This is a genomic window from Salmonella sp. 3C, assembly GCF_025426275.1.
GTDB classification, from domain to species: domain Bacteria; phylum Pseudomonadota; class Gammaproteobacteria; order Enterobacterales; family Enterobacteriaceae; genus Salmonella; species Salmonella enterica.
The window spans coordinates 521,570-546,084 of record NZ_CP104858.1; the positions used below are offsets into that span (position 1 = coordinate 521,570).

The 24,515-nt window shown below is 52.9% G+C and carries 20 protein-coding genes, 1 tRNA gene and 3 rRNA genes; 9 read left to right on the forward strand and 15 right to left on the reverse strand.

Features of this window, described 5'->3' with window-relative positions; translation table 11 throughout:
• Positions 1–100 precede the first annotated feature (100 nt).
• From rseC to rseD, 5 genes are read right to left on the reverse strand one after another with little or no spacing between them, the layout of a single operon-like run.
• A complete protein-coding gene (gene rseC, locus N7E69_RS02360; protein ID WP_000589087.1) occupies positions 101–580 on the reverse strand; it encodes a SoxR-reducing system protein RseC in 480 nt (159 codons plus the stop codon).
• Positions 577–1,533: a sigma-E factor regulatory protein RseB gene (gene rseB, locus N7E69_RS02365; protein WP_000812017.1), complete on the reverse strand. Its 957-nt coding sequence runs from the start codon at positions 1,531–1,533 to the stop codon at positions 577–579. Before rseB ends, rseC begins: the two co-directional genes overlap by 4 nt.
• Positions 1,533–2,183 (reverse strand): anti-sigma-E factor RseA, encoded by a 651-nt coding sequence (rseA, locus tag N7E69_RS02370; RefSeq protein WP_001168374.1) that lies wholly within the window; start codon positions 2,181–2,183, stop codon positions 1,533–1,535. Before rseA ends, rseB begins: the two co-directional genes overlap by 1 nt.
• Before the next feature lie 31 nt (positions 2,184–2,214).
• The gene (gene rpoE / locus N7E69_RS02375; protein ID WP_000003307.1) at positions 2,215–2,790 is read right to left on the reverse strand and encodes an RNA polymerase sigma factor RpoE; all 576 of its coding nucleotides are present in this window, start codon (positions 2,788–2,790) and stop codon (positions 2,215–2,217) included.
• Positions 2,787–2,951 carry a rpoE leader peptide RseD gene (gene rseD / locus N7E69_RS02380; protein ID WP_014344135.1) on the reverse strand — a complete coding sequence of 55 codons (165 nt, stop codon included), beginning with the start codon at positions 2,949–2,951 and terminating at the stop codon, positions 2,787–2,789. The genes rpoE and rseD overlap by 4 nt, the downstream gene beginning before the upstream one ends.
• Before the next feature lie 263 nt (positions 2,952–3,214).
• Here rseD and nadB point away from each other — a divergent pair, with 263 nt between their 5' ends.
• Positions 3,215–4,837, forward strand: a complete 1,623-nt coding sequence (gene nadB / locus N7E69_RS02385; protein ID WP_000989179.1) for an L-aspartate oxidase — start codon at positions 3,215–3,217, stop codon at positions 4,835–4,837.
• Here nadB and trmN read toward each other — a convergent pair.
• Positions 4,822–5,559 (reverse strand): tRNA(1)(Val) (adenine(37)-N(6))-methyltransferase TrmN, encoded by a 738-nt coding sequence (trmN, locus tag N7E69_RS02390; protein ID WP_000083336.1) that lies wholly within the window; start codon positions 5,557–5,559, stop codon positions 4,822–4,824. The genes nadB and trmN overlap by 16 nt on opposite strands.
• 129 nt (positions 5,560–5,688) lie before the next feature.
• On the opposite strand from trmN, the gene srmB reads away from it, so the two are divergent.
• A complete protein-coding gene (srmB, locus tag N7E69_RS02395; protein ID WP_000219174.1) occupies positions 5,689–7,023 on the forward strand; it encodes an ATP-dependent RNA helicase SrmB in 1,335 nt (444 codons plus the stop codon).
• Positions 7,024–7,040: 17 nt separating this feature from the next.
• On the opposite strand, the gene N7E69_RS02400 is transcribed toward srmB, so the two are convergent.
• On the reverse strand, positions 7,041–7,940 hold the full coding sequence (locus tag N7E69_RS02400; RefSeq protein ID WP_001675461.1) for a LysR family transcriptional regulator: 900 nt from the start codon (positions 7,938–7,940) through the stop codon (positions 7,041–7,043).
• A 102-nt stretch (positions 7,941–8,042) separates the two neighbouring features.
• On the opposite strand from N7E69_RS02400, the gene eamB reads away from it, so the two are divergent.
• Positions 8,043–8,630, forward strand: coding sequence for a cysteine/O-acetylserine transporter (eamB, locus tag N7E69_RS02405; protein WP_000188415.1), 588 nt, complete (start codon positions 8,043–8,045; stop codon positions 8,628–8,630).
• Positions 8,631–8,691: 61 nt separating this feature from the next.
• Here the strand turns inward: eamB and grcA are convergent, their stop codons facing one another.
• Positions 8,692–9,075, reverse strand: a complete 384-nt coding sequence (grcA, locus tag N7E69_RS02410; RefSeq protein WP_000627809.1) for an autonomous glycyl radical cofactor GrcA — start codon at positions 9,073–9,075, stop codon at positions 8,692–8,694.
• Between the two features lie 318 nt (positions 9,076–9,393).
• Between grcA and ung the strand changes: the two genes are divergently transcribed.
• Positions 9,394–10,083 (forward strand): uracil-DNA glycosylase, encoded by a 690-nt coding sequence (ung, locus tag N7E69_RS02415; protein WP_000179978.1) that lies wholly within the window; start codon positions 9,394–9,396, stop codon positions 10,081–10,083.
• 115 nt (positions 10,084–10,198) lie between these two features.
• On the opposite strand, the gene N7E69_RS02420 is transcribed toward ung, so the two are convergent.
• Complete coding sequence (locus N7E69_RS02420) at positions 10,199–11,236, reverse strand: tRNA/rRNA methyltransferase (RefSeq protein WP_000997368.1); 1,038 nt, start codon at positions 11,234–11,236, stop codon at positions 10,199–10,201.
• A 203-nt stretch (positions 11,237–11,439) separates the two neighbouring features.
• On the opposite strand from N7E69_RS02420, the gene trxC reads away from it, so the two are divergent.
• The 5 genes from trxC to N7E69_RS02450 all read left to right on the forward strand — a co-directional run bounded on the left by trxC (position 11,440) and on the right by N7E69_RS02450 (position 17,164).
• Positions 11,440–11,859 (forward strand): thioredoxin TrxC, encoded by a 420-nt coding sequence (trxC, locus tag N7E69_RS02425; protein WP_001098732.1) that lies wholly within the window; start codon positions 11,440–11,442, stop codon positions 11,857–11,859.
• A 72-nt stretch (positions 11,860–11,931) separates the two neighbouring features.
• Positions 11,932–12,612, forward strand: a complete 681-nt coding sequence (tapT, locus tag N7E69_RS02430; RefSeq protein WP_000609323.1) for a tRNA-uridine aminocarboxypropyltransferase — start codon at positions 11,932–11,934, stop codon at positions 12,610–12,612.
• Between the two features lie 53 nt (positions 12,613–12,665).
• The gene (pat, locus tag N7E69_RS02435; protein ID WP_000082638.1) at positions 12,666–15,326 is read left to right on the forward strand and encodes a protein lysine acetyltransferase; all 2,661 of its coding nucleotides are present in this window, start codon (positions 12,666–12,668) and stop codon (positions 15,324–15,326) included.
• A 114-nt stretch (positions 15,327–15,440) separates the two neighbouring features.
• Positions 15,441–16,796, forward strand: a complete 1,356-nt coding sequence (pssA, locus tag N7E69_RS02445) for a CDP-diacylglycerol--serine O-phosphatidyltransferase (protein ID WP_000949286.1) — start codon at positions 15,441–15,443, stop codon at positions 16,794–16,796.
• Positions 16,797–16,840: 44 nt separating this feature from the next.
• A complete protein-coding gene (locus N7E69_RS02450; RefSeq protein WP_001264467.1) occupies positions 16,841–17,164 on the forward strand; it encodes a YfiM family lipoprotein in 324 nt (107 codons plus the stop codon).
• Here the strand turns inward: N7E69_RS02450 and N7E69_RS02455 are convergent.
• The 6 genes from N7E69_RS02455 to N7E69_RS02480 form a co-directional block, all read right to left on the reverse strand.
• The gene (locus N7E69_RS02455) at positions 17,161–18,462 is read right to left on the reverse strand and encodes an MFS transporter (RefSeq protein ID WP_000807815.1); all 1,302 of its coding nucleotides are present in this window, start codon (positions 18,460–18,462) and stop codon (positions 17,161–17,163) included. The two genes, N7E69_RS02450 and N7E69_RS02455, sit on opposite strands and share 4 nt — an antisense overlap.
• Positions 18,463–18,565: 103 nt before the next feature.
• Entirely contained in the window at positions 18,566–19,021 is a 456-nt protein-coding gene (locus tag N7E69_RS02460) for a DUF4385 domain-containing protein (RefSeq protein ID WP_000985653.1), read from the reverse strand.
• Between the two features lie 208 nt (positions 19,022–19,229).
• Positions 19,230–19,345, reverse strand: a 5S ribosomal RNA gene (gene rrf / locus N7E69_RS02465).
• A 197-nt stretch (positions 19,346–19,542) separates the two neighbouring features.
• Positions 19,543–22,450: ribosomal RNA gene (locus tag N7E69_RS02470) — 23S ribosomal RNA — on the reverse strand.
• A gap of 193 nt (positions 22,451–22,643) precedes the next feature.
• Positions 22,644–22,719 (reverse strand) — tRNA-Glu (locus tag N7E69_RS02475).
• A gap of 85 nt (positions 22,720–22,804) precedes the next feature.
• Positions 22,805–24,346, reverse strand: a 16S ribosomal RNA gene (locus N7E69_RS02480).
• The 16S, 23S and 5S rRNA genes sit together here with 1 tRNA gene alongside, the layout of an rRNA operon.
• Between the last annotated feature and the right edge of the window lie 169 nt (positions 24,347–24,515).

The following is a 24,515-nucleotide window of genomic DNA, read 5'->3' on the forward strand; positions in this document are numbered from 1 at the left end:
AACGCCTCGCTTTTTTCCTGTAAAACACCGCAACGCAGGAAAAGCGCATGCTTATCGGGACAACAACCCAACGCGGCAGGTGTACCGTTGGGCAAAACGTTTACTGGCGCGTTTCGATTGAGGTAGTTTCGACGCGAACAAGGTCCGGCGGGAGGGCAACGTTTAAAATCACCGGCTGCCAGGCGTCACGCTCCGCCAGTTTTCGGGAATAGCCGCGGGCAACCAGAAAACCGCCCACGCCGCCCAGCACGGCCCCGCTTAATGCGGCAAGGTCAGATCCAAACAGCATCTGAAAAAGCGCCGCACAAAGAAATAGCCCTGCTAAAGGCGACATATAGACCAGCAACGCCGAACCTAAAAGGCTTTTTTCGGCGATGCCCAACTCGACTTTCTGCCCCGGCGCCAGCGGCTCCGCGCTTGGCACAACAATGGTATGCGTGGTTTGCGGCCCTAATTTATTCAGCACGCGACTGCCGCATCCCGCACGGGAGGCGCAGCTACTGCATGACGCTTTAACGTCGCAGCTCACCACCGCCTGACCATTCTGCCAGGAGACAACGGTTGCCCACTCTTTAATCATTGTACTGCCCTGAATTTGATACTGTCGGCAATGCGCTTCGCCGTTTGCGGCGGAAGCTCGCCGACAATGGTGATTTCCGCGTTGTCGCGAACGCTGCTATAAACCGTTCGGCGCCCGGTGCGCAGCATCTGATCGCTGCTGTTTTGCGTCGCCCGGTTCACATTGACGGAAAAGCTAAACAGACCGTCAGAATAAAGCCGCGATTCGATAGGCAGGTTATCCATCGTCGGCAACGGACGACGGCTGCTGGAAACTTCGCTAAAGCCTTGCGGCACCCAGGATGGACTCCAGTTAAATTTCGTTTTTTCCCCACCGGGAACAGAAAGCAGCGGCGGCAGATTCGCCTTCGCCAGCGCCTGCATGTTGCTGCCGATATCCTGACTCACCGTGAACGCAATAACGCGGAACTGCTCCAGCGTCTCGCCATCGCGATCCAGCAGATCAACGCGCATCGGCAGTTTGGTGTCCATGTCCATCCAGACGATATAGCTGTAACGCGTACCATCGCGCGCCACAACGCGGATAACTTCGCACAATCTGTCTGCGATACGGGTGCGTCCGACGGAAATAAAGTCGTAGTAAGGCGCCAGGCGCTTAAAGTCGGTGTAAATCAGGGAAGGCAGAGAATCGACAATATAATCACCGTTCAGGGTGAACGGCTCAAGGCCCGGTTCAAAATAACTGATTTCATTACCACGCTGTACGACCTCCCGGCGGGGACCGTCCAACTGTAGCAATTGCGCAAGCGGGCGACCATCCAGGCGTGCGTGTCGATAACGTAGAGATTCAACGCCTTGTTTCGTGATGCTGACGAATGACAGCTCGTAATTCAGTGACTGACTGGCGATGTTCATCTGCTGCAATAACGCCCCGGACGCAGGGTCGGCCGAGGCGTTTGCTGAGAAGAACAGGCTAGCCGCCACAAGGGACATGGCAAACCAAAGTTGCTTCATTACTGCGATTGCGTTCCTAAAGTTTGGATTCCTGGCACCTGTACCGCGGCTTGCTGGGTTTGCGCCTGCTCAAACTGAAGCTGTTCGGAGTGCAGTCGGCGCTGCAGTTCATAGTCCTGCAACATGGCATTAATGCGACGACGCTGCTCCTGTACCTGCTGTTGCTGACTGCCGACAGGCGCTGCTTCAGAAGGCACTCCCAGACTTACCGGGCTGGCTTTCCCCATCATAGGCAGGGTATTGAAAACCGGCGTTTCAGGTTGTTGGGATGTTTCAGATTGCCCATTATAGTGCTGGACACCGACGATAACTGCAAGTGAAACGCACGCCGCCACGCCCATTTGGGTAAGCTGCGCCGCCCACGGACGCACTTTTTTCCAGAACGGCATTTTCTGCCATTGCTGCGGAGCGGGTTGGGCCTCAGGGATTAATGGCGACACCTGACGTACTGGCTCGTTTTCAATAGCGGCCATCACGCGAGCGGATATATCGAAATGGAGAACGTCAGGCGTATCCCCCCGCATTGAATCGCGGATCAGGTGATAACTCTCCCAGGTTTTCTGCATTTCCGGGTCGTGCGTAAGCGCTTTGAGCAGCTCACTATCCAACGTTTCGCCATCCATCAAAGCGGAAAGTTTTTCTTTCTGCATGCCTAATACCTTTTCCAGTATCCCGCTATCGTCAACGCCTGATAAGCGGTTGAACTTTATTATCAATAGCTTCCCGCGCCCGGAAGATACGTGAACGCACCGTCCCCACCGGACAATCCATGATAGCCGCTATCTCTTCATAGCTCAGGCCATCCAGCTCCCGTAAGGTGATTGCCATACGTAAATCTTCCGGGAGGGACTCAATAGTTCGGAAAACTATCTGTCTCAGTTCTTCTGACAACATTAAGTTCTCAGGGTTCGAAATTTCTTTCAGCGCGCCGCCGCTTTCAAAGTTTTCTGCTTCAATCGCGTCTACATCACTGGAAGGCGGACGACGCCCCTGCGCAACCAGGTAGTTCTTCGCAGTATTGACCGCAATACGATACAACCAGGTATAAAAAGCACTATCCCCCCGGAAAGAATCCAGCGCGCGATAGGCCTTAATAAATGATTCCTGTACGACATCGGGAACGTCGCCCGATGGCACATAGCGGGAAACCAGACTCGCCACTTTATGCTGGTAGCGCACTACCAGTAAGTTAAAGGCTTTCTGATCTCCCTTCTGGACCCGTTCAACCAGGACCTGGTCCGTTAACTGCTCGCTCATCCGAGGTAATGTCTCCCCAAACCAAATTTCCACGCGCTTTCGAAACGCCACTCCATAAGCCGCACTATGAGCAAGCAACAGGTTAGAGTGTCTATGTTTCGTAAAGTTCCGTTACGCATTTGTTTTTGTTTGTCATGTTGTAGACAGGTCTTATCTTCCATTATAAGTCTACAGATGCTGAACAACGCACTATCTGTACAGAAATGCCCATTTCGTCGTTTGCAGAGTAACCTAACAGCATCTTTATTTCACTACAAAATCCGACGCTAACACCCTGCCCTATAAAATATTTTTTGCCGTTTATCTCTCGCCGTATTTTTATTTTATGTTTAATAAGCACAACACCAGCGAAATCATCACGTGCTTTTTAGCGCCATATAGTGCTAATCTGCCGCAACCATGTTTAGTAAATTAAACAAGAACCATGATGACAACTCCTGAACTGTCCTGTGATGTGTTAATTATCGGCAGCGGCGCGGCCGGACTCTCGCTGGCGCTGCGTCTGGCTGAAAAACATAAGGTTATCGTCCTGAGTAAAGGGCCGGTGAGCGAGGGCTCCACGTTTTATGCGCAGGGCGGTATTGCCGCCGTGTTTGATGAAACCGACAGTATTGCGTCGCATGTCGAAGATACGCTGATTGCCGGCGCCGGAATTTGTGATCGCCACGCGGTGGAGTTTGTCGCCAGCAACGCCCGTACCTGCGTGCAGTGGCTTATCGATCAGGGCGTGCTGTTTGATACGCATGTCCAGCCAAACGGCAAGGAGAGCTATCATCTCACGCGTGAAGGCGGCCATAGTCATCGCCGTATCCTTCATGCCGCCGACGCTACCGGAAAGGAAGTCGAAACCACATTGGTCAGTCGGGCGCAAAATCATCCTAATATTCAGGTGCTGGAGCGCAGCAACGCCGTTGATTTAATTATCTCCGATAAAATGGGTCTGCCGGGGCCTCGCCGGGTCGTCGGCGCCTGGATCTGGAATCGCAATAAAGAATGGGTTGAAACCTGTCATGCGAAGTCGGTGGTGCTGGCGACCGGCGGCGCCTCAAAGGTTTATCAATATACCACTAACCCGGATATTTCCTCCGGCGACGGTATCGCGATGGCCTGGCGCGCAGGCTGTCGGGTCGCTAATCTGGAATTTAACCAGTTTCATCCCACCGCCCTTTATCACCCGCAGGCGCGTAATTTTCTCCTTACCGAAGCGCTGCGCGGCGAAGGCGCATACCTTAAACGTCCGGACGGTTCACGGTTTATGCCGGACGTTGACGAACGCGGGGAACTGGCGCCGCGCGATATTGTCGCCCGCGCTATTGATCATGAGATGAAACGACTCGGCGCAGACTGTATGTTTCTCGATATCAGCCACAAGCCTGACGATTTTATCCGCCAGCACTTCCCGATGATCTATGCGAAACTGCTCGATTTGGGGATGGATTTAACCAAAGAACCGATTCCCGTTGTTCCTGCCGCGCACTATACCTGCGGCGGCGTGGTCGTCGATGATTATGGTCGTACCGATGTAGACGGCTTATATGCCATTGGCGAAGTCAGTTACACCGGCCTGCACGGCGCTAACCGTATGGCGTCCAACTCGTTGCTGGAATGCTTAGTGTACGGCTGGTCCGCGGCAATAGATATCGACAGGCGAATGCCTTCTGTCCACAGCGTTGACGTCCTTCCCGCCTGGGATGAAAGCCGCGTGGAGAACGCCGATGAGCGGGTGGTGATTCAGCATAACTGGCATGAACTGCGCCTGCTGATGTGGGACTATGTGGGCATTGTGCGCACGACGAAACGGCTGGAGCGCGCCCTACGGCGTATTACCATGTTGCAACAAGAGATTGACGAATATTACGCCAACTTTCGCGTCTCGAATAATTTACTGGAGCTGCGCAATCTGGTGCAAGTGGCCGAACTGATTGTGCGTTGTGCGATGATGCGTAAAGAGAGTCGGGGGCTGCACTTTACGCTGGATTATCCGCAACAACTGGCTGAATCAGGCCCATCGCTCCTTTCGCCGTTAACGCCTCACATAAATAGATAAAATGCCTGGGTCAGCGCCGTATAACTTTCAGAATAATGCTGGTCTGACCCGCGAATTACTAATCTGTCGCTAAAGCACTCCCCGGCTTGCGGGGAGAATGCGAGCAAAACCCGGTGCGGCAAGCGCGCTTCGTTTTCCGCAACGTCAGTACGTAGCCGCAAATGCCATCCCATGTTGAGCGCTTGCTGCGTAAAAGCGTTACCTATTTGTTCCGGCAAGACTACGCAAAAAAAGCCATCTTCGGTAATACAATCCGCCGCAATAGCCAATAACGTCTGGTGATCCAGCGTAGCGGTGTAACGCGCCTGCTCCCGCTGCGGCGTGGCGCATTCCACTCCGGGTTCGTAATAAGGCGGGTTGCTGATAATAAGATCAAAGCGTACCGTCTGGCGAGGCGCCCAACGCTGAATATCGTCAGTATGCACCGTTATTCGATGCGGCCAGGGAGAGTGAGCAACGTTTTCCTGCGCTTGCATGGCAGCCCCGGCATCCAGTTCCACGGCGTCAATAGGCACATTGTCATCCGTCCGCTGCGCCAGCATTAACGCCAGCAGACCGCTTCCAGTACCGATATCCAGAATTCGCTTTACATCCGCGACCGGCGCCCACGCCCCGAGTAAAATACCGTCAGTTCCCACTTTCATCGCACACCGATCGTGTGCGACAAAAAACTGTTTAAACGTAAATCCGTTACGACGAAGAGCGAAGCCAGACTGAGACATGTAAAAACAACCTTGCAAAAAACGGCGACAGCGCCGGGTGAAAACAATACCTGAGAAGGGATATCCATACAAACAGATGAAGATTGCGGCCGTAACGTCTATAATCAGCGCCCCACACAGAGGTAGAACATGACTGTAACGACTTTTTCCGAACTTGAACTCGACGAAAGCCTGCTGGATGCCCTCCAGGATAAAGGTTTCACTCGCCCGACCGCCATTCAGGCTGCCGCCATTCCGCCTGCGCTCGATGGCCGTGATGTACTCGGTTCTGCGCCGACAGGCACCGGTAAAACGGCGGCATATCTGCTGCCGGCGTTGCAGCACCTGCTCGACTTTCCGCGTAAAAAATCGGGGCCGCCGCGCATTCTGATCCTGACGCCAACCCGCGAACTGGCAATGCAGGTTGCCGATCACGCTCGTGAACTGGCTAAGCATACTCATCTGGATATCGCCACGATTACCGGCGGCGTGGCCTATATGAACCATGCTGAAGTGTTTAGCGAAAACCAGGATATCGTGGTCGCCACGACGGGCCGTCTGCTGCAATATATAAAAGAAGAGAACTTTGACTGCCGGGCGGTTGAAACACTGATCCTTGACGAAGCTGACCGGATGCTCGACATGGGCTTCGCTCAGGACATTGAACATATCGCTGGTGAGACCCGCTGGCGTAAACAGACGATGCTGTTCTCCGCCACGCTGGAAGGCGATGCGATTAAAGATTTTGCCGAGCGCCTGCTGGAAGACCCGGTTGAGGTTTCCGCCAATCCGTCAACCCGCGAGCGTAAGAAAATTCACCAGTGGTACTACCGTGCCGACAATTTCGAACATAAAGTTGCGCTGTTGAAGCACCTGCTAAAACAAGACGATGCAACCCGTTCTATCGTGTTTGTACGTAAACGTGAACGCGTCCATGAACTGGCCGAAACGCTGCGTCTGGCAGGGATCAACAATTGCTATCTTGAAGGTGAGATGGCGCAGATCAAACGTAACGAAGGTATTAAGCGTCTCACCGACGGTCGCGTTAACGTGCTGGTCGCGACCGACGTCGCGGCACGCGGGATTGATATTCCTGACGTCAGCCACGTCATTAACTTCGACATGCCGCGCAGTGGCGATACCTATCTGCATCGCATTGGTCGTACAGGCCGTGCGGGTCGCAAAGGCACTGCAATCTCGCTGGTAGAAGCCCACGACCATCTGTTGCTGCTGAAAATCGGTCGCTACATCGAAGAGCCGCTAAAAGCGCGCGTCATTGATGAGCTTCGCCCGACCACGCGTGCGCCAAGCGAAAAGCTGACCGGCAAACCGTCGAAAAAAGTGCTGGCGAAACGCGCCGAGAAGAAAAAAGAGAAAGAAAAAGAGAAGCCGCGCGTGAAGAAACGTCACCGCGATACAAAAAATATCGGTAAGCGCCGCAAGCCAAGCGGTACAAAAATGCAGGAGCAATCCAGCGAAGAGTGATGATAATGCCGGGTTCGTTAACCCGGCATTTTTTTATCTTCCACGGTAAAACACGCCTCCATACACTGTATAAATATCTGCATTGCCGGGCTGACCGCTTTCCCGGCATGATGGGCGCACAGCGCCATGATCGATAGCGACGGCGCGCCAAACGGCAGCTCTTTCAACTGACCGGTACTAAGTTCTCGTTCAACGGTAAAACGTGGTAAAAAGCTGATGCCCAGGTTAGCAGCCACACACTGTTTAATACTTTCAATACTCCACAGTTCAATGGTGTTTTCCAGCGTAATCCGCCTCTGCCGTAGCGTACTTTCAAATAGCTGGCGGAAGACACATTGCGGTTCATTGATGATGAAGCTGCAGGGGATATGCTGATCTGGCTGCGTAAAATCAGCATCCTGTAGCAGTGGAGAGGCCACCAGCGCCAGCGACTGCTCCCCCAGTTGCTGCATCGTGAGCGCGTCATCATTACCTACGCGATAAAAAACGCCCAGATCGACCTCGTCATTCAGCAACGCATCACGTATCACATAGCAATTCAGCGACTGTAGCGACAATCTGACATTCGGCGCTCGCAGCTTAAAACGTTGTAAAACCTGCGGCATTTTGTACGCCAGTAAGGTTTCACCTGTCGCCACGCGCAGCTCTCCGCCGGGTTCCGCATCCTGTCTTGCGGCTTCACGAATCGACTCCATCACACGCGTCAGTTCATGGATATGCGGCATCAGCTTTTTCCCCTCAGTGGTCAGACACATTCGGCGCCCTATTTTCTCGAACAGTTGCAGGGAAAACTCACGTTCAAGCTGTTGAATATGAAAAGTTACCGTCGACTGAGTGCAGCACAGCTTTTGCGAAGCCCGCAGAAACGAGCCCTCTTCCACTACCGTTTTCAGCGTAATAAACCGACGCAGATCCATAACCACCAACCTATCGAAAATCTCGAATTCAGAATTAAAAAACATTCATTTTTTTAAATATTTCATATCGGGTACTGTCTGCTAAAACAGAGGAGATGACAAGTGACACCGATGCTTTTAAGCGCTTTCTGGACTTATACATTAATCACCGCCCTTACCCCCGGCCCAAACAATATTCTCGCGCTTAGCGCAGCAACTGCACATGGTTTTCGGCAGAGTATTCGTGTACTGGCAGGTATGAGTCTGGGATTTTTGGTCGTCATGCTGCTGTGCGCCGGGATCGCGTTTTCCCTTGCGGTTATCGATCCGGCAATCATTCATTTACTCAGTTGGGTGGGGGCTGCGTATATCCTGTGGCTGGCGTGGAAAATTGCTACCAGTCCAGCGGCGGATGAGAATGTCAGACCAAAACCGGTTGGCTTTTGGGTAAGCTTTGGCCTGCAGTTTGTGAACGTCAAAATTATTCTGTACGGCATTACCGCTCTGTCTACATTTGTTTTACCGCAAACGCAGGCGCTGAACTGGGTCATCGGCGTCAGTATATTGCTGGCATTGATCGGCACGTTCGGTAATGTGTGCTGGGCGCTGGCGGGACATCTGTTTCAGCGGGCGTTTCGCCATTATGGTCGCCAGTTAAATATCATTCTGGCGTTACTGCTGGTGTACTGCGCGGTGCGGATTTTTTACTGACCCAAATAAAACAAAAGCGGAAAAGGCCCGGCCTCTTCCGCTTGTTATTACCGGATAAGCCTTACAGGCTTTCGGTAAAGGTACGAGCGATAACGTCGCGCTGCTGTTCCGGCGTCAGGGAGTTAAAACGCACCGCATAACCAGAAACACGAATAGTCAGCTGCGGGTATTTTTCCGGATGCTTAACCGCGTCTTCCAGAGTTTCACGACGCAGAACGTTAACGTTCAGATGCTGACCGCCTTCAACGCGTACTTCCGGTTTAACTTCCATCGGAATTTCACGGTATTCAATCTCGCCCAGTTTGCTGACAGCCACAACTTCATCTTCAGCAAAGCCGGGTTTTGCAACGATGCAGCGCGCTTCGCCTTTTTCGCTGTCCAGCAGCCAGAAGGAATTCAGCAGGTCGTCGTTAGCGGCTTTAGTAATCTGGATACCTGTAATCATGTGATGCCTCCCCAGGCAAAATTATTTGATTTCGGTCGGCCTAATCCCGGCCAATTGGTAAAACCATTGTTGCTTGAGTGTATATATACCCTTCGATCACCCTTCATTCTTTGATTTAAATCAATAAAAACCACACCATAAAAAGGGTGATGAAGGGAATTTATTGTTTTACATCAACTTACACCATTCAGACCTATAAACTTTTTACATAAATTTTCAACTATCTTTTGTAGGTAACCGTTTTTGTAGCACGCAGGATTTTGCACTGCAGAAAGAAGCAGTTAAGCTAAGGGAACTGGAAATTCGCAGGAGAGCGAGATGGCGACTGAGTTAACCTGGCACGATGTGCTGGCTGATGAGAAACAGCAACCTTACTTTATCAATACGCTTCACACTGTTGCTGGCGAGCGTCAGTCGGGTATCACGGTCTACCCGCCGCAAAAAGATGTGTTTAACGCCTTTCGCTTCACGGAACTGGGCGACGTTAAGGTGGTGATCCTGGGACAAGATCCTTACCACGGCCCCGGCCAGGCACATGGTCTGGCGTTTTCCGTGCGCCCTGGGATCGCTCCCCCGCCGTCATTAGTGAATATGTACAAAGAGCTGGAAGCCTCCATTCCCGGCTTTGTTCGCCCCGCGCACGGTTATCTGGAAAGCTGGGCGCGCCAGGGCGTACTGTTACTGAATACGGTGCTCACGGTACGGGCAGGCCAGGCGCACTCTCATGCCAGCCTGGGGTGGGAAACCTTTACGGATAAAGTGATAAGCCTGATTAACCAACACCGCGAAGGGGTCGTCTTCTTGCTGTGGGGCTCGCACGCCCAGAAAAAAGGCGCGATTATTGATCCACAGCGCCACCATATTCTGAAAGCTCCGCATCCCTCGCCACTCTCTGCGCACCGCGGATTTTTTGGCTGTAACCATTTTGCGCTAACGAACCAATGGCTGGAACAACACGGCGAGAAAACTATCGACTGGACGCCAGTATTACCGGCTGAGAGTGAATAACGTTGGCGACTCGCCGTTTTATCGCCCGCATAACGGCGCGAAAGCGCCTTGTCTGACCGGGCGGTAGGAAGTACATCATTGGCCCGGCGCGCGTTGCATCACCGGGCTGCAGCCCTTACGCTTTATTCTGTCGCCACCACTCGGCGAGCAGTACGCCTGTCGCAACCGACACATTCAGGCTTTCCACGTTCCCGGTGCCGTTAATTTTCACGCACAGATCGTCGGGTTCGCGCGCCGCTTCCGGCAGGTAGTCATATTCACGGCCTAAGACCAGCACCATCTTTTCCGGCAGGGTCGTACTAAAGAGCGCCTGACCGCGATCGCTGGACGTCGTCACCACGGTGTACCCCGCCTGACGAAAATCATCCAGTACGTCAACAATGCTTTCACCAGTGATCGGCTGGACATGCTCCGCCCCGCCTTCCGCAGTACGAATCGCCGCGCCGGACTCCAGCAACGCCGCATCCTGTACCACCACGCCCTTCACGCCGAAGTGCGCGCAGCTACGCATCATGCCGCCCAGATTATGCGGGTTAGCGACATCTTCCAACGCCAGCACGCAGTCTTGATCCGCCGCCTGCTTTACCCATTGCTTAACGGTCGTACCGTTACGCTTTTTAATCAGGAAACACACGCCGCCGTGGTGCTCAGTCCCGGAAGCTTTTGCCAGTTCGGCTTCATCCACCACATGGTAGGCTTTACGATTCGCCGCCATCCAGCGCAGGGCTTCTTTAAAGCGCGGGGTCACGCTTTGGATAAACCAGGCGCGAACGATAGCATCCGGGCGGCTCTGAAATAACGCCTGGCAGGCGTTTTCACCGTAGACGCGCGTCTCTTCCGCACGCTGGCGACGCAAAACTTCAGGGTCGATAAAACTTTTACCGCTAATACCACCATGATCGACTTTCTCAGGCGTTTCATCGCCTGGCGCGCGGGACACGGTGCGCCACGGCGAAGTTTCATGTTTACGGTCACGGCTCTGATTATTTCGCTCATCACGGGCGGGGCGACGTCCACCGTCAGTGCGAGACTTTGCTGGGCGGCCTCCCCCTTTCCCGGTACGCGGGTTATGGGTGCGTTTATCAGAGTCATCATCACTACGGACATACATCACTTTGACTTTGCCGCTTTTGTTTTTTAATTCATCGTTCATGCTTTTCTCCACCAGCGCTGCGCGAAGCGCGAAGATTACCCGATGTGCATCCGGTTAGCCATGATTTCGTTTAAAAGCTTGCGACTATTGTACTCATTGAATAAAACACATTGTTGTTTAGCACAGACTCCTCGATAATATGTAACATTATAGAAACATCCCGCGCGTAGCGGGACGTCTTCCGACGTATTCAGAGGTTAGCTATGAACACCGTTTGTACCCATTGTCAGGCCATTAACCGCATCCCCGACGATCGGCTTCAGGATGCGGCAAAATGTGGACGCTGCGGTCATGAGTTGTTTGACGGAGAAGTCATTAATGCGACCGGCGAAACGCTGGACAAACTGTTGAAGGACGATCTTCCAGTGGTGATCGACTTTTGGGCCCCCTGGTGCGGCCCTTGCCGTAACTTTGCGCCAATCTTCGAGGATGTCGCAGAAGAGCGCAGCGGTAAAGTCCGTTTCGTCAAAGTAAATACCGAGGCGGAACGGGAACTCAGCGCCCGTTTCGGTATTCGCAGCATCCCGACGATTATGATTTTTAAACATGGACAGGTGGTCGATATGCTTAATGGCGCAGTGCCTAAAGCGCCTTTCGACAGCTGGCTGAACGAAGCGCTGTAAACGCCACGGGGCGCATCTTGTGCCCCGTTTTCACCTCTGCCACAATAGCGTTTTTCTCCGCAAACGCTTTCTATGATCAATAACGCTGTCCTTCAGTTACGCGCCGAACGGCTTGCGCGCGCTACACGCCCTTTTCTTGCCAGAGGCAATCGGGTTCGCCGCTGTCAACGCTGCCTGCTGCCGCTAAAATCTTGCCTGTGTGATACGTTAACGCCTTCTCAGGCGAAAAGCCGTTTTTGTCTGGTCATGTTTGACACTGAACCGATGAAACCCAGCAATACCGGCCGGCTGATAGCCGATATTTTGCCGGATACCGCGGCGTTTCAGTGTTCGCGTACCGAGCCGACGCAGGCGTTGCTGGAGCTGGTACGGCATCCGGATTATCAACCGATAGTGGTTTTTCCTGCATCCTACGCCGGCGAAGCGCGCGAGGTCATTTCCACCCCGCCCGCCGGGAAACCGCCGCTGTTTATCATGCTGGACGGCACCTGGCCCGAAGCACGTAAAATGTTTCGTAAAAGCCCTTATCTGGATCATCTGCCGGTCATTTCCGTCGATTTATCGCGTCTTTCAGCTTATCGTCTGCGTGAAATCCATGCCGAAGGGCAATATTGTACCGCCGAAGTCGCCATAGCGTTGTTAGATCTGGCGGGAGATACCGAGGCAGCAACCAGTTTAGGTGAACATTTTACCCGTTTTAAAACGCGCTATCTGGCAGGAAAAACGCAACATCCGGGAAACGTCACAGCATAAAATAGCGAAAGCGTTTAAAATTATCCGGTCACTTCTGTGTAAGGGAAACCGGTATGAGCCAGCAAGGACTGGAAGCGCTACTGCGGCCAAAATCGATCGCGGTGATTGGCGCATCAATGAAGCCCCACCGCGCGGGTTACCTGATGATGCGTAACTTGTTGGCGGGCGGATTCAATGGCCCCGTTCTTCCCGTGACGCCCGCCTGGAAAGCCGTTTTAGGCGTCATGGCCTGGCCGGATATCGCCAGTCTTCCTTTCACCCCCGATCTGGCTATTTTATGCACTAACGCCAGCCGTAACCTGGCGTTACTGGACGCGCTTGGCGCGAAAGGGTGTAAAACGTGCATTATCCTTTCTGCTCCCACGTCGCAACATGAAGAACTTCTTGCCTGTGCCCGGCATTATAAAATGCGTCTGCTGGGTCCAAACAGTCTTGGGCTCCTCGCGCCGTGGCAAGGGCTGAATGCCAGCTTTTCTCCCGTCCCGATTAAACAGGGCAAGCTCGCTTTTATTTCCCAGTCTGCCGCCGTGTCCAATACTATTCTTGACTGGGCGCAACAGCGTGAAATGGGCTTTTCCTACTTTATCGCGCTGGGCGATAGCCTGGATATTGATGTCGATGAACTACTGGACTATCTGGCGCGCGACAGCAAGACCAGCGCGATTTTGCTCTATCTGGAACAGTTAAGCGACGCCCGCCGTTTTGTTTCCGCCGCCCGTAGCGCTTCACGTAACAAACCGATTCTGGTGATTAAAAGCGGCCGAAGCCCGGCAGCCCAGCGTTTACTTAATACCAGCGCGGGAATGGACCCTGCGTGGGATGCGGCCATCCAGCGCGCAGGCCTGCTGCGAGTCCAGGATACGCACGAGCTTTTTTCCGCCGTCGAAACACTGAGCCATATGCGTCCGCTACGCGGCGACAGACTGATGATCATCAGCAATGGCGCCGCGCCTGCCGCGCTGGCGTTAGATGAGTTGTGGTCGCGTAACGGCAAGCTGGCGACGTTGAGCGAAGAGACCTGCCTGCAACTACGGCAGGCGCTTCCCGCGCACATAGATATTGCCAATCCGCTGGATCTGTGTGATGACGCCAGCAGCGAACATTACGTCAAAACGCTGGATATCCTGCTCGCCAGTCAGGATTTTGACGCGCTTATGGTTATCCACTCTCCCAGCGCTGCCGCGCCGGGTACAGAAAGCGCCCATGCTCTGATCGAGACGATTAAGCGCCACCCCAGAGGCAAGTTTGTTACGCTGCTGACAAACTGGTGCGGCGAGTTCTCGTCTCAGGAGGCAAGACGGCTATTCAGCGAAGCCGGATTACCAACCTACCGTACGCCGGAAGGCACGATTACCGCGTTTATGCATATGGTGGAATACCGGCGTAACCAGAAGCAACTGCGAGAAACGCCAGCGTTGCCGAGTAACCTGACGTCCAATACCGCTGAGGCGCATAATCTGTTACAGCGGGCGATTGCGGAAGGCGCCGCCTCACTGGATACCCATGAAGTACAGCCGATTTTACACGCCTATGGGCTGCACACGCTCCCAACCTGGATTGCCAGCGACAGCGCTGAAGCGGTGCATATCGCCGAACAGATAGGCTATCCGGTAGCTCTCAAGCTGCGCTCGCCCGACATTCCGCATAAATCTGAAGTTCAGGGGGTCATGCTTTACCTGCGGACCGCAAGCGAGGTACAACAGGCCGCGAACGCCATTTTTGATCGTGTAAAGATGGCCTGGCCGCAGGCGCGGATTCACGGTTTGCTGGTACAAAGCATGGCTAACCGCGCCGGCGCGCAGGAGCTTCGTGTGGTGGTCGAGCACGATCCGGTGTTTGGTCCTTTGATTATGTTGGGTGAAGGCGGCGTAGAGTGGCGTCCGGAAGAGCAGGCGGTCGTCGCGCTGCCGCCGCTCAACATGAATCTGGCGCGCTATCTGGTGATTCAGGGCATTAAACAGCGGAAAATTCGCGCCCGTAGCGCGCTGCGTCCGCTGGATATTGTCGGTTTAAGCCAATTGCTGGTCCAGGTTTCAAACCTGATTGTCGACTGCCCGGAAATTCAGCGTCTGGATATCCATCCGCTGCTGGCTTCCGCCAGTGAGTTTACCGCGCTGGATGTGACGCTGGATATTGCCCCGTTTGATGGCGATAACGAAAGTCGACTTGCGGTACGCCCCTATCCCCACCAGCTTGAAGAGTGGGTGGAGATGAAAAACGGCGATCGCTGCCTGTTCCGTCCTATCCTGCCGGAAGATGAGCCCCAACTGCGACAATTCATCGCCCAGGTCACCAAAGAGGATCTTTACTACCGTTATTTCAGCGAGATCAACGAATTCACCCATGAAGATTTAGCCAACATGACGCAGATCGACTACGATCGAGAAATGGCCTTTGTGGCCGTGAGGCGGATGGACAACGCTGAAGAGATCCTCGGCGTAACGCGCGCGATCTCCGATCCTGACAACGTAGATGCCGAGTTTGCCGTATTGGTGCGTTCAGATCTCAAAGGGTTGGGTTTAGGACGCCGTTTAATGGAGAAATTGATTGCCTATACTCGCGATCACGGATTGAAGCGGCTGAACGGTATTACGATGCCGAACAATCGCGGCATGGTCGCGTTGGCCAGAAAACTGGGATTTCAGGTCGATATTCAGCTCGACGAGGGCATCGTGGGATTGACGCTGAATCTGGCCAAATGTGATGAATCGTGAGTAATGTACTGGAAATGTTGACCACTTTAACGGGTACTGATGTTATTATTGCTCGCTTATGTCGTCTGCATAGCACAGAGGACCCTTCAATGAACAGAGAAGAAATGCACTGTGATGTTGTCAAAATTTAAGCGTAATAAACATCAACAACACCTTGCCCAACTCCCTAAGATTTCTCAGTCAGTTGATGATGTAGATTTCTTTTATACTCCTGCTACTTTTCGGGAGACACTGCTGGAGAAAATCGCCAGCGCGACGCAGCGTATTTGTATCGTTGCCCTGTATCTGGAACAGGACGATGGGGGTAAAGGTATACTCGACGCGCTCTATGCGGCTAAACGGCAGCGTCCTGAACTGGACGTGAGGGTGCTGGTCGACTGGCATCGCGCGCAACGCGGGCGCATTGGCGCAGCGGCCTCGAATACCAATGCAGACTGGTATTGCCGACTGGCGCAGGAAAACCCCGGCATTGATGTCCCGGTTTACGGCGTACCGATTAATACGCGAGAAGCGCTTGGCGTACTGCATTTTAAAGGCTTTATCATTGATGATAGCGTCCTGTACAGCGGCGCCAGCCTGAACGATGTCTATCTCCATCAGCATGACAAATATCGTTACGATCGCTACCAGCTGATTCGCAATCGGCAAATGGCAGACATCATGTTTGACTGGGTGACGCAAAATCTGATGAATGGCCGTGGTGTGAATCGTCTGGATAATACCCAGCGGCCGAAAAGCCCGGAGATTAAAAACGATATCCGCTTATACCGTCAGGAGCTGCGTGATGCGTCATATCATTTTCAGGGTGACGCTAATGACGAGCAGCTCTCCGTTACGCCGCTGGTCGGGCTTGGAAAATCTAGTCTGCTGAACAAAACCATTTTCCATCTCATGCCCTGTGCGGAGCATAAGCTCACCATTTGTACCCCTTACTTCAATCTACCAGCGGTACTGGTGCGGAATATTATTCAGCTACTGCGCGACGGAAAGAAAGTCGAAATCATTGTTGGCGATAAAACCGCGAATGATTTTTACATTCCGGAAGATGAACCGTTCAAGATCATTGGCGCGTTGCCCTATCTCTATGAGATTAACCTGCGCCGCTTCCTGAGCCGTTTACAGTATTACGTCAATACCGATCAGCTTGTGGTGCGTCTGTGGAAAGATGACGACAATACCTATCATTTGAAAGGGATGTGGGTAGATGATAAATGGATGCTACTCACCGGCAACAATCTGAATCCTCGCGCCTGGCGTCTGGATCTGGAAAACGCCATTCTGATCCACGATCCTAAGCAAGAGCTTGCCCCTCAGCGGGAAAAAGAGCTGGAACTTATCCGAACGCACACAACCATCGTAAAACATTATCGTGACCTGCAGAGCATTGCCGACTATCCGATAAAAGTGCGTAAATTGATTCGCCGTCTGCGCCGGATCCGCATCGACAGATTAATTAGCCGTATCCTGTAATCGAAGCCCCGTCCTGTACGGGGTTTTCTCTTAGGAGTGAACTGGTGCGCGTGTTGATTCCTTTTGCGGTGTTGTTTCTCTCCGGGTGCAGCCATCTGGCTAACGACCACTGGAGCGGTCAGGATAAAGCCCAGCATTTTATGGCATCAGCGATGCTATCGGCAGCCGGTAATGAGTATGCGCGCCACCAGGGAGTAAGCCCTGACCGCAGCGCAGCGATAGGGCTGATGTTTTCTTTGAGTCTCGGAGCCTCAAAAGAACTCTGGGACAGCCGCCCGGAAGGCAGCGGCTGGAGCTGGAAAGATTTTGTCTGGGATGTCGCTGGCGCGACAACCGGTTACGCTATCTGGCAAATGGCGCGATACTAAAGGCGCAAGCCCTTTCCTTTACGGTGCAACATCAGCGAAACCAGGAAAGCCAGAACGGCCATCGCGGTAACATACCAGAAGAATGAACTCTCCATACCGACAGACTTTAGCGACAGCGCGACATATTCCGCAGAGCCGCCAAATAACGCATTTGCTACCGCGTAAGATAAACCGACGCCCAGGGCGCGAACCTGCGCCGGAAACATCTCTGCTTTCAGGATCCCGCTAATCGAGGTATAGAAACTCACAATCAATAGCGCGCACATCACTAAAGCAAATGCGGCATAAGGCGACGTCACATTCTGCAACGCGGAGAGAATTGGAACGGTGAAAAGCGTCGCGAGTGCGCCAAAACATAGCATAGAGGTGCGCCTGCCAATCTTATCGGATAACGCGCCGAATAACGGCTGCACAAACATGAAAACACACAGCGCGACCGTCATAATGCCGCTGGCGACATTGGCATGCATACCTGCTGTATTTACCAGATATTTCTGCATATAGGTGGTGAAGGTATAAAAGCACAGCGAGCCTGCCGCGGTGAAACCAAGCACCATCAAAAAGGCTTTGCGATTACGCCACAAACCTTTCAACGAACCGGCTTCTTTTAATGCGCGAGTCTCATGCTTCGAGGTTTCATCCAGCTGGCGACGTAGCCATAACGCCACAACCGCCAGCACGGCGCCCAGCGCAAAGGGAATACGCCATCCCCAGGCACGAAGCTCAGCATCCTCCAGAACCTGCTGCAAAATCACAACGACCAGCAATGCCAGTAGTTGGCCACCGATAAGCGTAACGTACTGAAACGACGCGAAAAATCCCTTACGACCTTCAAGCGCAACTTCACTCATATATGTCGCGCTGGTCCCATACTCTCCCCCTACCGAGAGCCCCTGAAATAACCTTGCAATAAGTAGCAGCGCCGGTGCCCAGGTGCCGATGGTATCGTAACCAGGTAAGCAGGCAATCACCAGCGACCCCATGCACATCATGCACACCGAAATCAACATTGAGGCTTTGCGCCCGCGTCGATCGGCAATGCGTCCAAACAGCCAACCACCGATAGGCCGCATTAAAAAACCGGCGGCAAAGACGCCTGCCGTTTGCAAAAGCTGAGTAGTGGTATTACCAGAAGGAAAGAAGATATGTGCAAAATAGAGCGAGCAGAAAGAGTAGACGTAGAAATCAAACCATTCCACTAAGTTTCCGGAAGAGGCCCCCACGATAGCCCATATGCGTCGCCGCATCTCCGGAGCCTCAGCGTTATTTTTATCTATACGCTGAATAATTTCTGCCATACTGTTCTCCTTGTTGCCAGGCTTAATCGGCCTTTTATTTTGGAGATTCAGATTACGCGAGACCCAAAAGTAAATAAAGTGTTAATTATTTGTTTGCTAATTTTTATCCCCACCGTGCCTGATGCTGGCGTTTCCGTTTCAGATAGTCTTCGTCCTGACGGATTTTATCCCACCAACCTTTGAAAACCGTTGCCGCCGCGGCCTTAATAGGATCATTACCCCGTGTATTCAGGCTGCCGTCTTCTGCATACTTTTTACCGCCTTTATAGTTAGCGTATCGCCTGGCGCGGGTGTATCCCATCTGAATAAATTTACGCGCCATGTCCATACCAACGAAATCATCCTGCTGCCGGTAAGCTTCGAACAACTGGTAGATCTGTTCTGCGGATTTCATCGCCGATGCTTCATCTTTATAGCGCCAGAAAGGAAGAATTTCGCTTTTGTAGGGTTCAACCAGTAGCACCCCCTGCTCGCCTCGTCCAACCTGATACAATTCAGGCTGCTGGCGGAAGTCAATGCTGGAAAAGTCCTGCTGGTAGTTAAAAGGTTTGATAGCCAATGAAAATCCTCACTGCTTATATAAGCACGTGTAAAGGATAGTTCATCGTTAACGATTGGGTGGGATGTACTCTTGTCGGTTCTACAAGAACACCAGCTTCGTAGGCGGGATAATTCCTGTAGGCCGGATAAGGCGGAGCCGCCATCCGGCAGAAACAGACAAAAACAAAAGGCCCTGTCTTCCGACAGGGCCCTTCGTTTTATTTGATGCCTGGCAGTTCCCTACTCTCGCATGGGGAGACCCCACACTACCATCGGCGCTACGGCGTTTCACTTCTGAGTTCGGCATGGGGTCAGGTGGGACCACCGCGCTACTGCCGCCAGGCAAATTCTTTGTGCTCTGTACGCAATTCTTTATCGCATCAGCGGCGTTGCCTGCGCTCGTAAACTCAGTCACATACTTCTGTATGCTCCTTCCTTTCCTTCGCTTGCCGCCTTGCTGCTGCGCAAAGTATTGCGTACTCAACTCTGAATCACTGCTGAAAATCGTCTTCTCATCCGCCAAAACATCTTCGGCGTTGTAGGGTTAAGCCTCACGGTTCATTAGTACCGGTTAGCTCAACGCATCGCTGCGCTTACACACCCGGCCTATCAACGTCGTCGTCTTCAACGTTCCTTCAGGAGACTTTAAGTCTCAGGGAGAACTCATCTCGGGGCAAGTTTCGTGCTTAGATGCTTTCAGCACTTATCTCTTCCGCATTTAGCTACCGGGCAGTGCCATTGGCATGACAACCCGAACACCAGTGATGCGTCCACTCCGGTCCTCTCGTACTAGGAGCAGCCCCCCTCAGTTCTCCAGCGCCCACGGCAGATAGGGACCGAACTGTCTCACGACGTTCTAAACCCAGCTCGCGTACCACTTTAAATGGCGAACAGCCATACCCTTGGGACCTACTTCAGCCCCAGGATGTGATGAGCCGACATCGAGGTGCCAAACACCGCCGTCGATATGAACTCTTGGGCGGTATCAGCCTGTTATCCCCGGAGTACCTTTTATCCGTTGAGCGATGGCCCTTCCATTCAGAACCACCGGATCACTATGACCTGCTTTCGCACCTGCTCGCGCCGTCACGCTCGCAGTCAAGCTGGCTTATGCCATTGCACTAACCTCCTGATGTCCGACCAGGATTAGCCAACCTTCGTGCTCCTCCGTTACTCTTTAGGAGGAGACCGCCCCAGTCAAACTACCCACCAGACACTGTCCGCAACCCGGGTAACGGGTCCACGTTAGAACATCAAACATTAAAGGGTGGTATTTCAAGGTCGGCTCCATGCAGACTGGCGTCCACACTTCAAAGCCTCCCACCTATCCTACACATCAAGGCTCAATGTTCAGTGTCAAGCTATAGTAAAGGTTCACGGGGTCTTTCCGTCTTGCCGCGGGTACACTGCATCTTCACAGCGAGTTCAATTTCACTGAGTCTCGGGTGGAGACAGCCTGGCCATCATTACGCCATTCGTGCAGGTCGGAACTTACCCGACAAGGAATTTCGCTACCTTAGGACCGTTATAGTTACGGCCGCCGTTTACCGGGGCTTCGATCAGGAGCTTCGCTTGCGCTGACCCCATCAATTAACCTTCCGGCACCGGGCAGGCGTCACACCGTATACGTCCACTTTCGTGTTTGCACAGTGCTGTGTTTTTAATAAACAGTTGCAGCCAGCTGGTATCTTCGACTGACTTCAGCTCCGTGAGTAAATCACTTCACCTACGTGTCAGCGTGCCTTCTCCCGAAGTTACGGCACCATTTTGCCTAGTTCCTTCACCCGAGTTCTCTCAAGCGCCTTGGTATTCTCTACCTGACCACCTGTGTCGGTTTGGGGTACGATTTGATGTTACCTGATGCTTAGAGGCTTTTCCTGGAAGCAGGGCATTTGTTACTTCAGCACCGTAGTGCCTCGTCATCACGCCTCAGTGTTAAAGTGAACCGGATTTACCTGGAACACACACCTACACGCTTAAACCGGGACAACCGTCGCCCGGCCAACATAGCCTTCTCCGTCCCCCCTTCGCAGTAACACCAAGTACGGGAATATTAACCCGTTTCCCATCGACTACGCCTTTCGGCCTCGCCTTAGGGGTCGACTCACCCTGCCCCGATTAACGTTGGACAGGAACCCTTGGTCTTCCGGCGAGCGGGCTTTTCACCCGCTTTATCGTTACTTATGTCAGCATTCGCACTTCTGATACCTCCAGCAACCCTCACAGGCCACCTTCGCAGGCTTACAGAACGCTCCCCTACCCAACAACGCATAAGCGTCGCTGCCGCAGCTTCGGTGCATGGTTTAGCCCCGTTACATCTTCCGCGCAGGCCGACTCGACCAGTGAGCTATTACGCTTTCTTTAAATGATGGCTGCTTCTAAGCCAACATCCTGGCTGTCTGGGCCTTCCCACATCGTTTCCCACTTAACCATGACTTTGGGACCTTAGCTGGCGGTCTGGGTTGTTTCCCTCTTCACGACGGACGTTAGCACCCGCCGTGTGTCTCCCGTGATAACATTCTCCGGTATTCGCAGTTTGCATCGGGTTGGTAAGCCGGGATGGCCCCCTAGCCGAAACAGTGCTCTACCCCCGGAGATGAATTCACGAGGCGCTACCTAAATAGCTTTCGGGGAGAACCAGCTATCTCCCGGTTTGATTGGCCTTTCACCCCCAGCCACAGGTCATCCGCTAATTTTTCAACATTAGTCGGTTCGGTCCTCCAGTTAGTGTTACCCAACCTTCAACCTGCCCATGGCTAGATCACCGGGTTTCGGGTCTATACCCTGCAACTTAACGCCCAATTAAGACTCGGTTTCCCTCCGGCTCCCCTATTCGGTTAACCTTGCTACAGAATATAAGTCGCTGACCCATTATACAAAAGGTACGCAGTCACACAGGTAAACCTGTGCTCCCACTGCTTGTACGTACACGGTTTCAGGTTCTTTTTCACTCCCCTCGCCGGGGTTCTTTTCGCCTTTCCCTCACGGTACTGGTTCACTATCGGTCAGTCAGGAGTATTTAGCCTTGGAGGATGGTCCCCCCATATTCAGACAGGATACCACGTGTCCCGCCCTACTCATCGAGCTCACAGCACATGCGCTTTTGTGTACGGGGCTGTCACCCTGTATCGCGCGCCTTTCCAGACGCTTCCACTAACACACATGCTGATTCAGGCTCTGGGCTCCTCCCCGTTCGCTCGCCGCTACTGGGGGAATCTCGGTTGATTTCTTTTCCTCGGGGTACTTAGATGTTTCAGTTCCCCCGGTTCGCCTCATTAACCTATGGATTCAGTTAATGATAGTGTGACGAGTCACACTGGGTTTCCCCATTCGGGTATCGCCGGTTATAACGGTTCATATCACCTTACCGGCGCTTATCGCAGATTAGCACGCCCTTCATCGCCTCTGACTGCCAGGGCATCCACCGTGTACGCTTAGTCGCTTAACCTCACAACCCGAAGATGTTTCTTACGATTCATCATCGTGTTGCGAAAATTTGAGAGACTCACGAACAACTTTCGTTGTTCTGTGTTTCAATTTTCAGCTTGATCCAGATTTTTAAAGAGCAAATATCTCAAACGTGACTCGTAAGTCAGTTTTGAGATACTGATGGCAACGCCTTTCACACATTACCGCGCAAGTGGCGTCCCCTAGGGGATTCGAACCCCTGTTACCGCCGTGAAAGGGCGGTGTCCTGGGCCTCTAGACGAAGGGGACGTATCAGTCTGCTTCGCAAGACGCCTTGCTATTTACTTTTCATCAGACAATCTGTGTGAGCACTGCAAAGAACAGTTCTTTAAGGTAAGGAGGTGATCCAACCGCAGGTTCCCCTACGGTTACCTTGTTACGACTTCACCCCAGTCATGAATCACAAAGTGGTAAGCGCCCTCCCGAAGGTTAAGCTACCTACTTCTTTTGCAACCCACTCCCATGGTGTGACGGGCGGTGTGTACAAGGCCCGGGAACGTATTCACCGTGGCATTCTGATCCACGATTACTAGCGATTCCGACTTCATGGAGTCGAGTTGCAGACTCCAATCCGGACTACGACGCACTTTATGAGGTCCGCTTGCTCTCGCGAGGTCGCTTCTCTTTGTATGCGCCATTGTAGCACGTGTGTAGCCCTGGTCGTAAGGGCCATGATGACTTGACGTCATCCCCACCTTCCTCCAGTTTATCACTGGCAGTCTCCTTTGAGTTCCCGACCTAATCGCTGGCAACAAAGGATAAGGGTTGCGCTCGTTGCGGGACTTAACCCAACATTTCACAACACGAGCTGACGACAGCCATGCAGCACCTGTCTCACAGTTCCCGAAGGCACAAATCCATCTCTGGATTCTTCTGTGGATGTCAAGACCAGGTAAGGTTCTTCGCGTTGCATCGAATTAAACCACATGCTCCACCGCTTGTGCGGGCCCCCGTCAATTCATTTGAGTTTTAACCTTGCGGCCGTACTCCCCAGGCGGTCTACTTAACGCGTTAGCTCCGGAAGCCACGCCTCAAGGGCACAACCTCCAAGTAGACATCGTTTACGGCGTGGACTACCAGGGTATCTAATCCTGTTTGCTCCCCACGCTTTCGCACCTGAGCGTCAGTCTTTGTCCAGGGGGCCGCCTTCGCCACCGGTATTCCTCCAGATCTCTACGCATTTCACCGCTACACCTGGAATTCTACCCCCCTCTACAAGACTCAAGCCTGCCAGTTTCGAATGCAGTTCCCAGGTTGAGCCCGGGGATTTCACATCCGACTTGACAGACCGCCTGCGTGCGCTTTACGCCCAGTAATTCCGATTAACGCTTGCACCCTCCGTATTACCGCGGCTGCTGGCACGGAGTTAGCCGGTGCTTCTTCTGCGGGTAACGTCAATTGCTGCGGTTATTAACCACAACACCTTCCTCCCCGCTGAAAGTACTTTACAACCCGAAGGCCTTCTTCATACACGCGGCATGGCTGCATCAGGCTTGCGCCCATTGTGCAATATTCCCCACTGCTGCCTCCCGTAGGAGTCTGGACCGTGTCTCAGTTCCAGTGTGGCTGGTCATCCTCTCAGACCAGCTAGGGATCGTCGCCTTGGTGAGCCGTTACCTCACCAACAAGCTAATCCCATCTGGGCACATCTGATGGCAAGAGGCCCGAAGGTCCCCCTCTTTGGTCTTGCGACGTTATGCGGTATTAGCCACCGTTTCCAGTAGTTATCCCCCTCCATCAGGCAGTTTCCCAGACATTACTCACCCGTCCGCCACTCGTCAGCGAAGCAGCAAGCTGCTTCCTGTTACCGTTCGACTTGCATGTGTTAGGCCTGCCGCCAGCGTTCAATCTGAGCCATGATCAAACTCTTCAATTTAAAAGTTTGATGCTCAAAGAATTAAACTTCGTAATGAATTACGTGTTCACTCTTGAGACTTGGTATTCATTTTTCGTCCGAGGACGTTAAGAATCCGTATCTTCGAGTGCCCACACAGATTGTCTGATAAATTGTTAAAGAGCAGGTGCGACGCGGCTTACAGCTCACC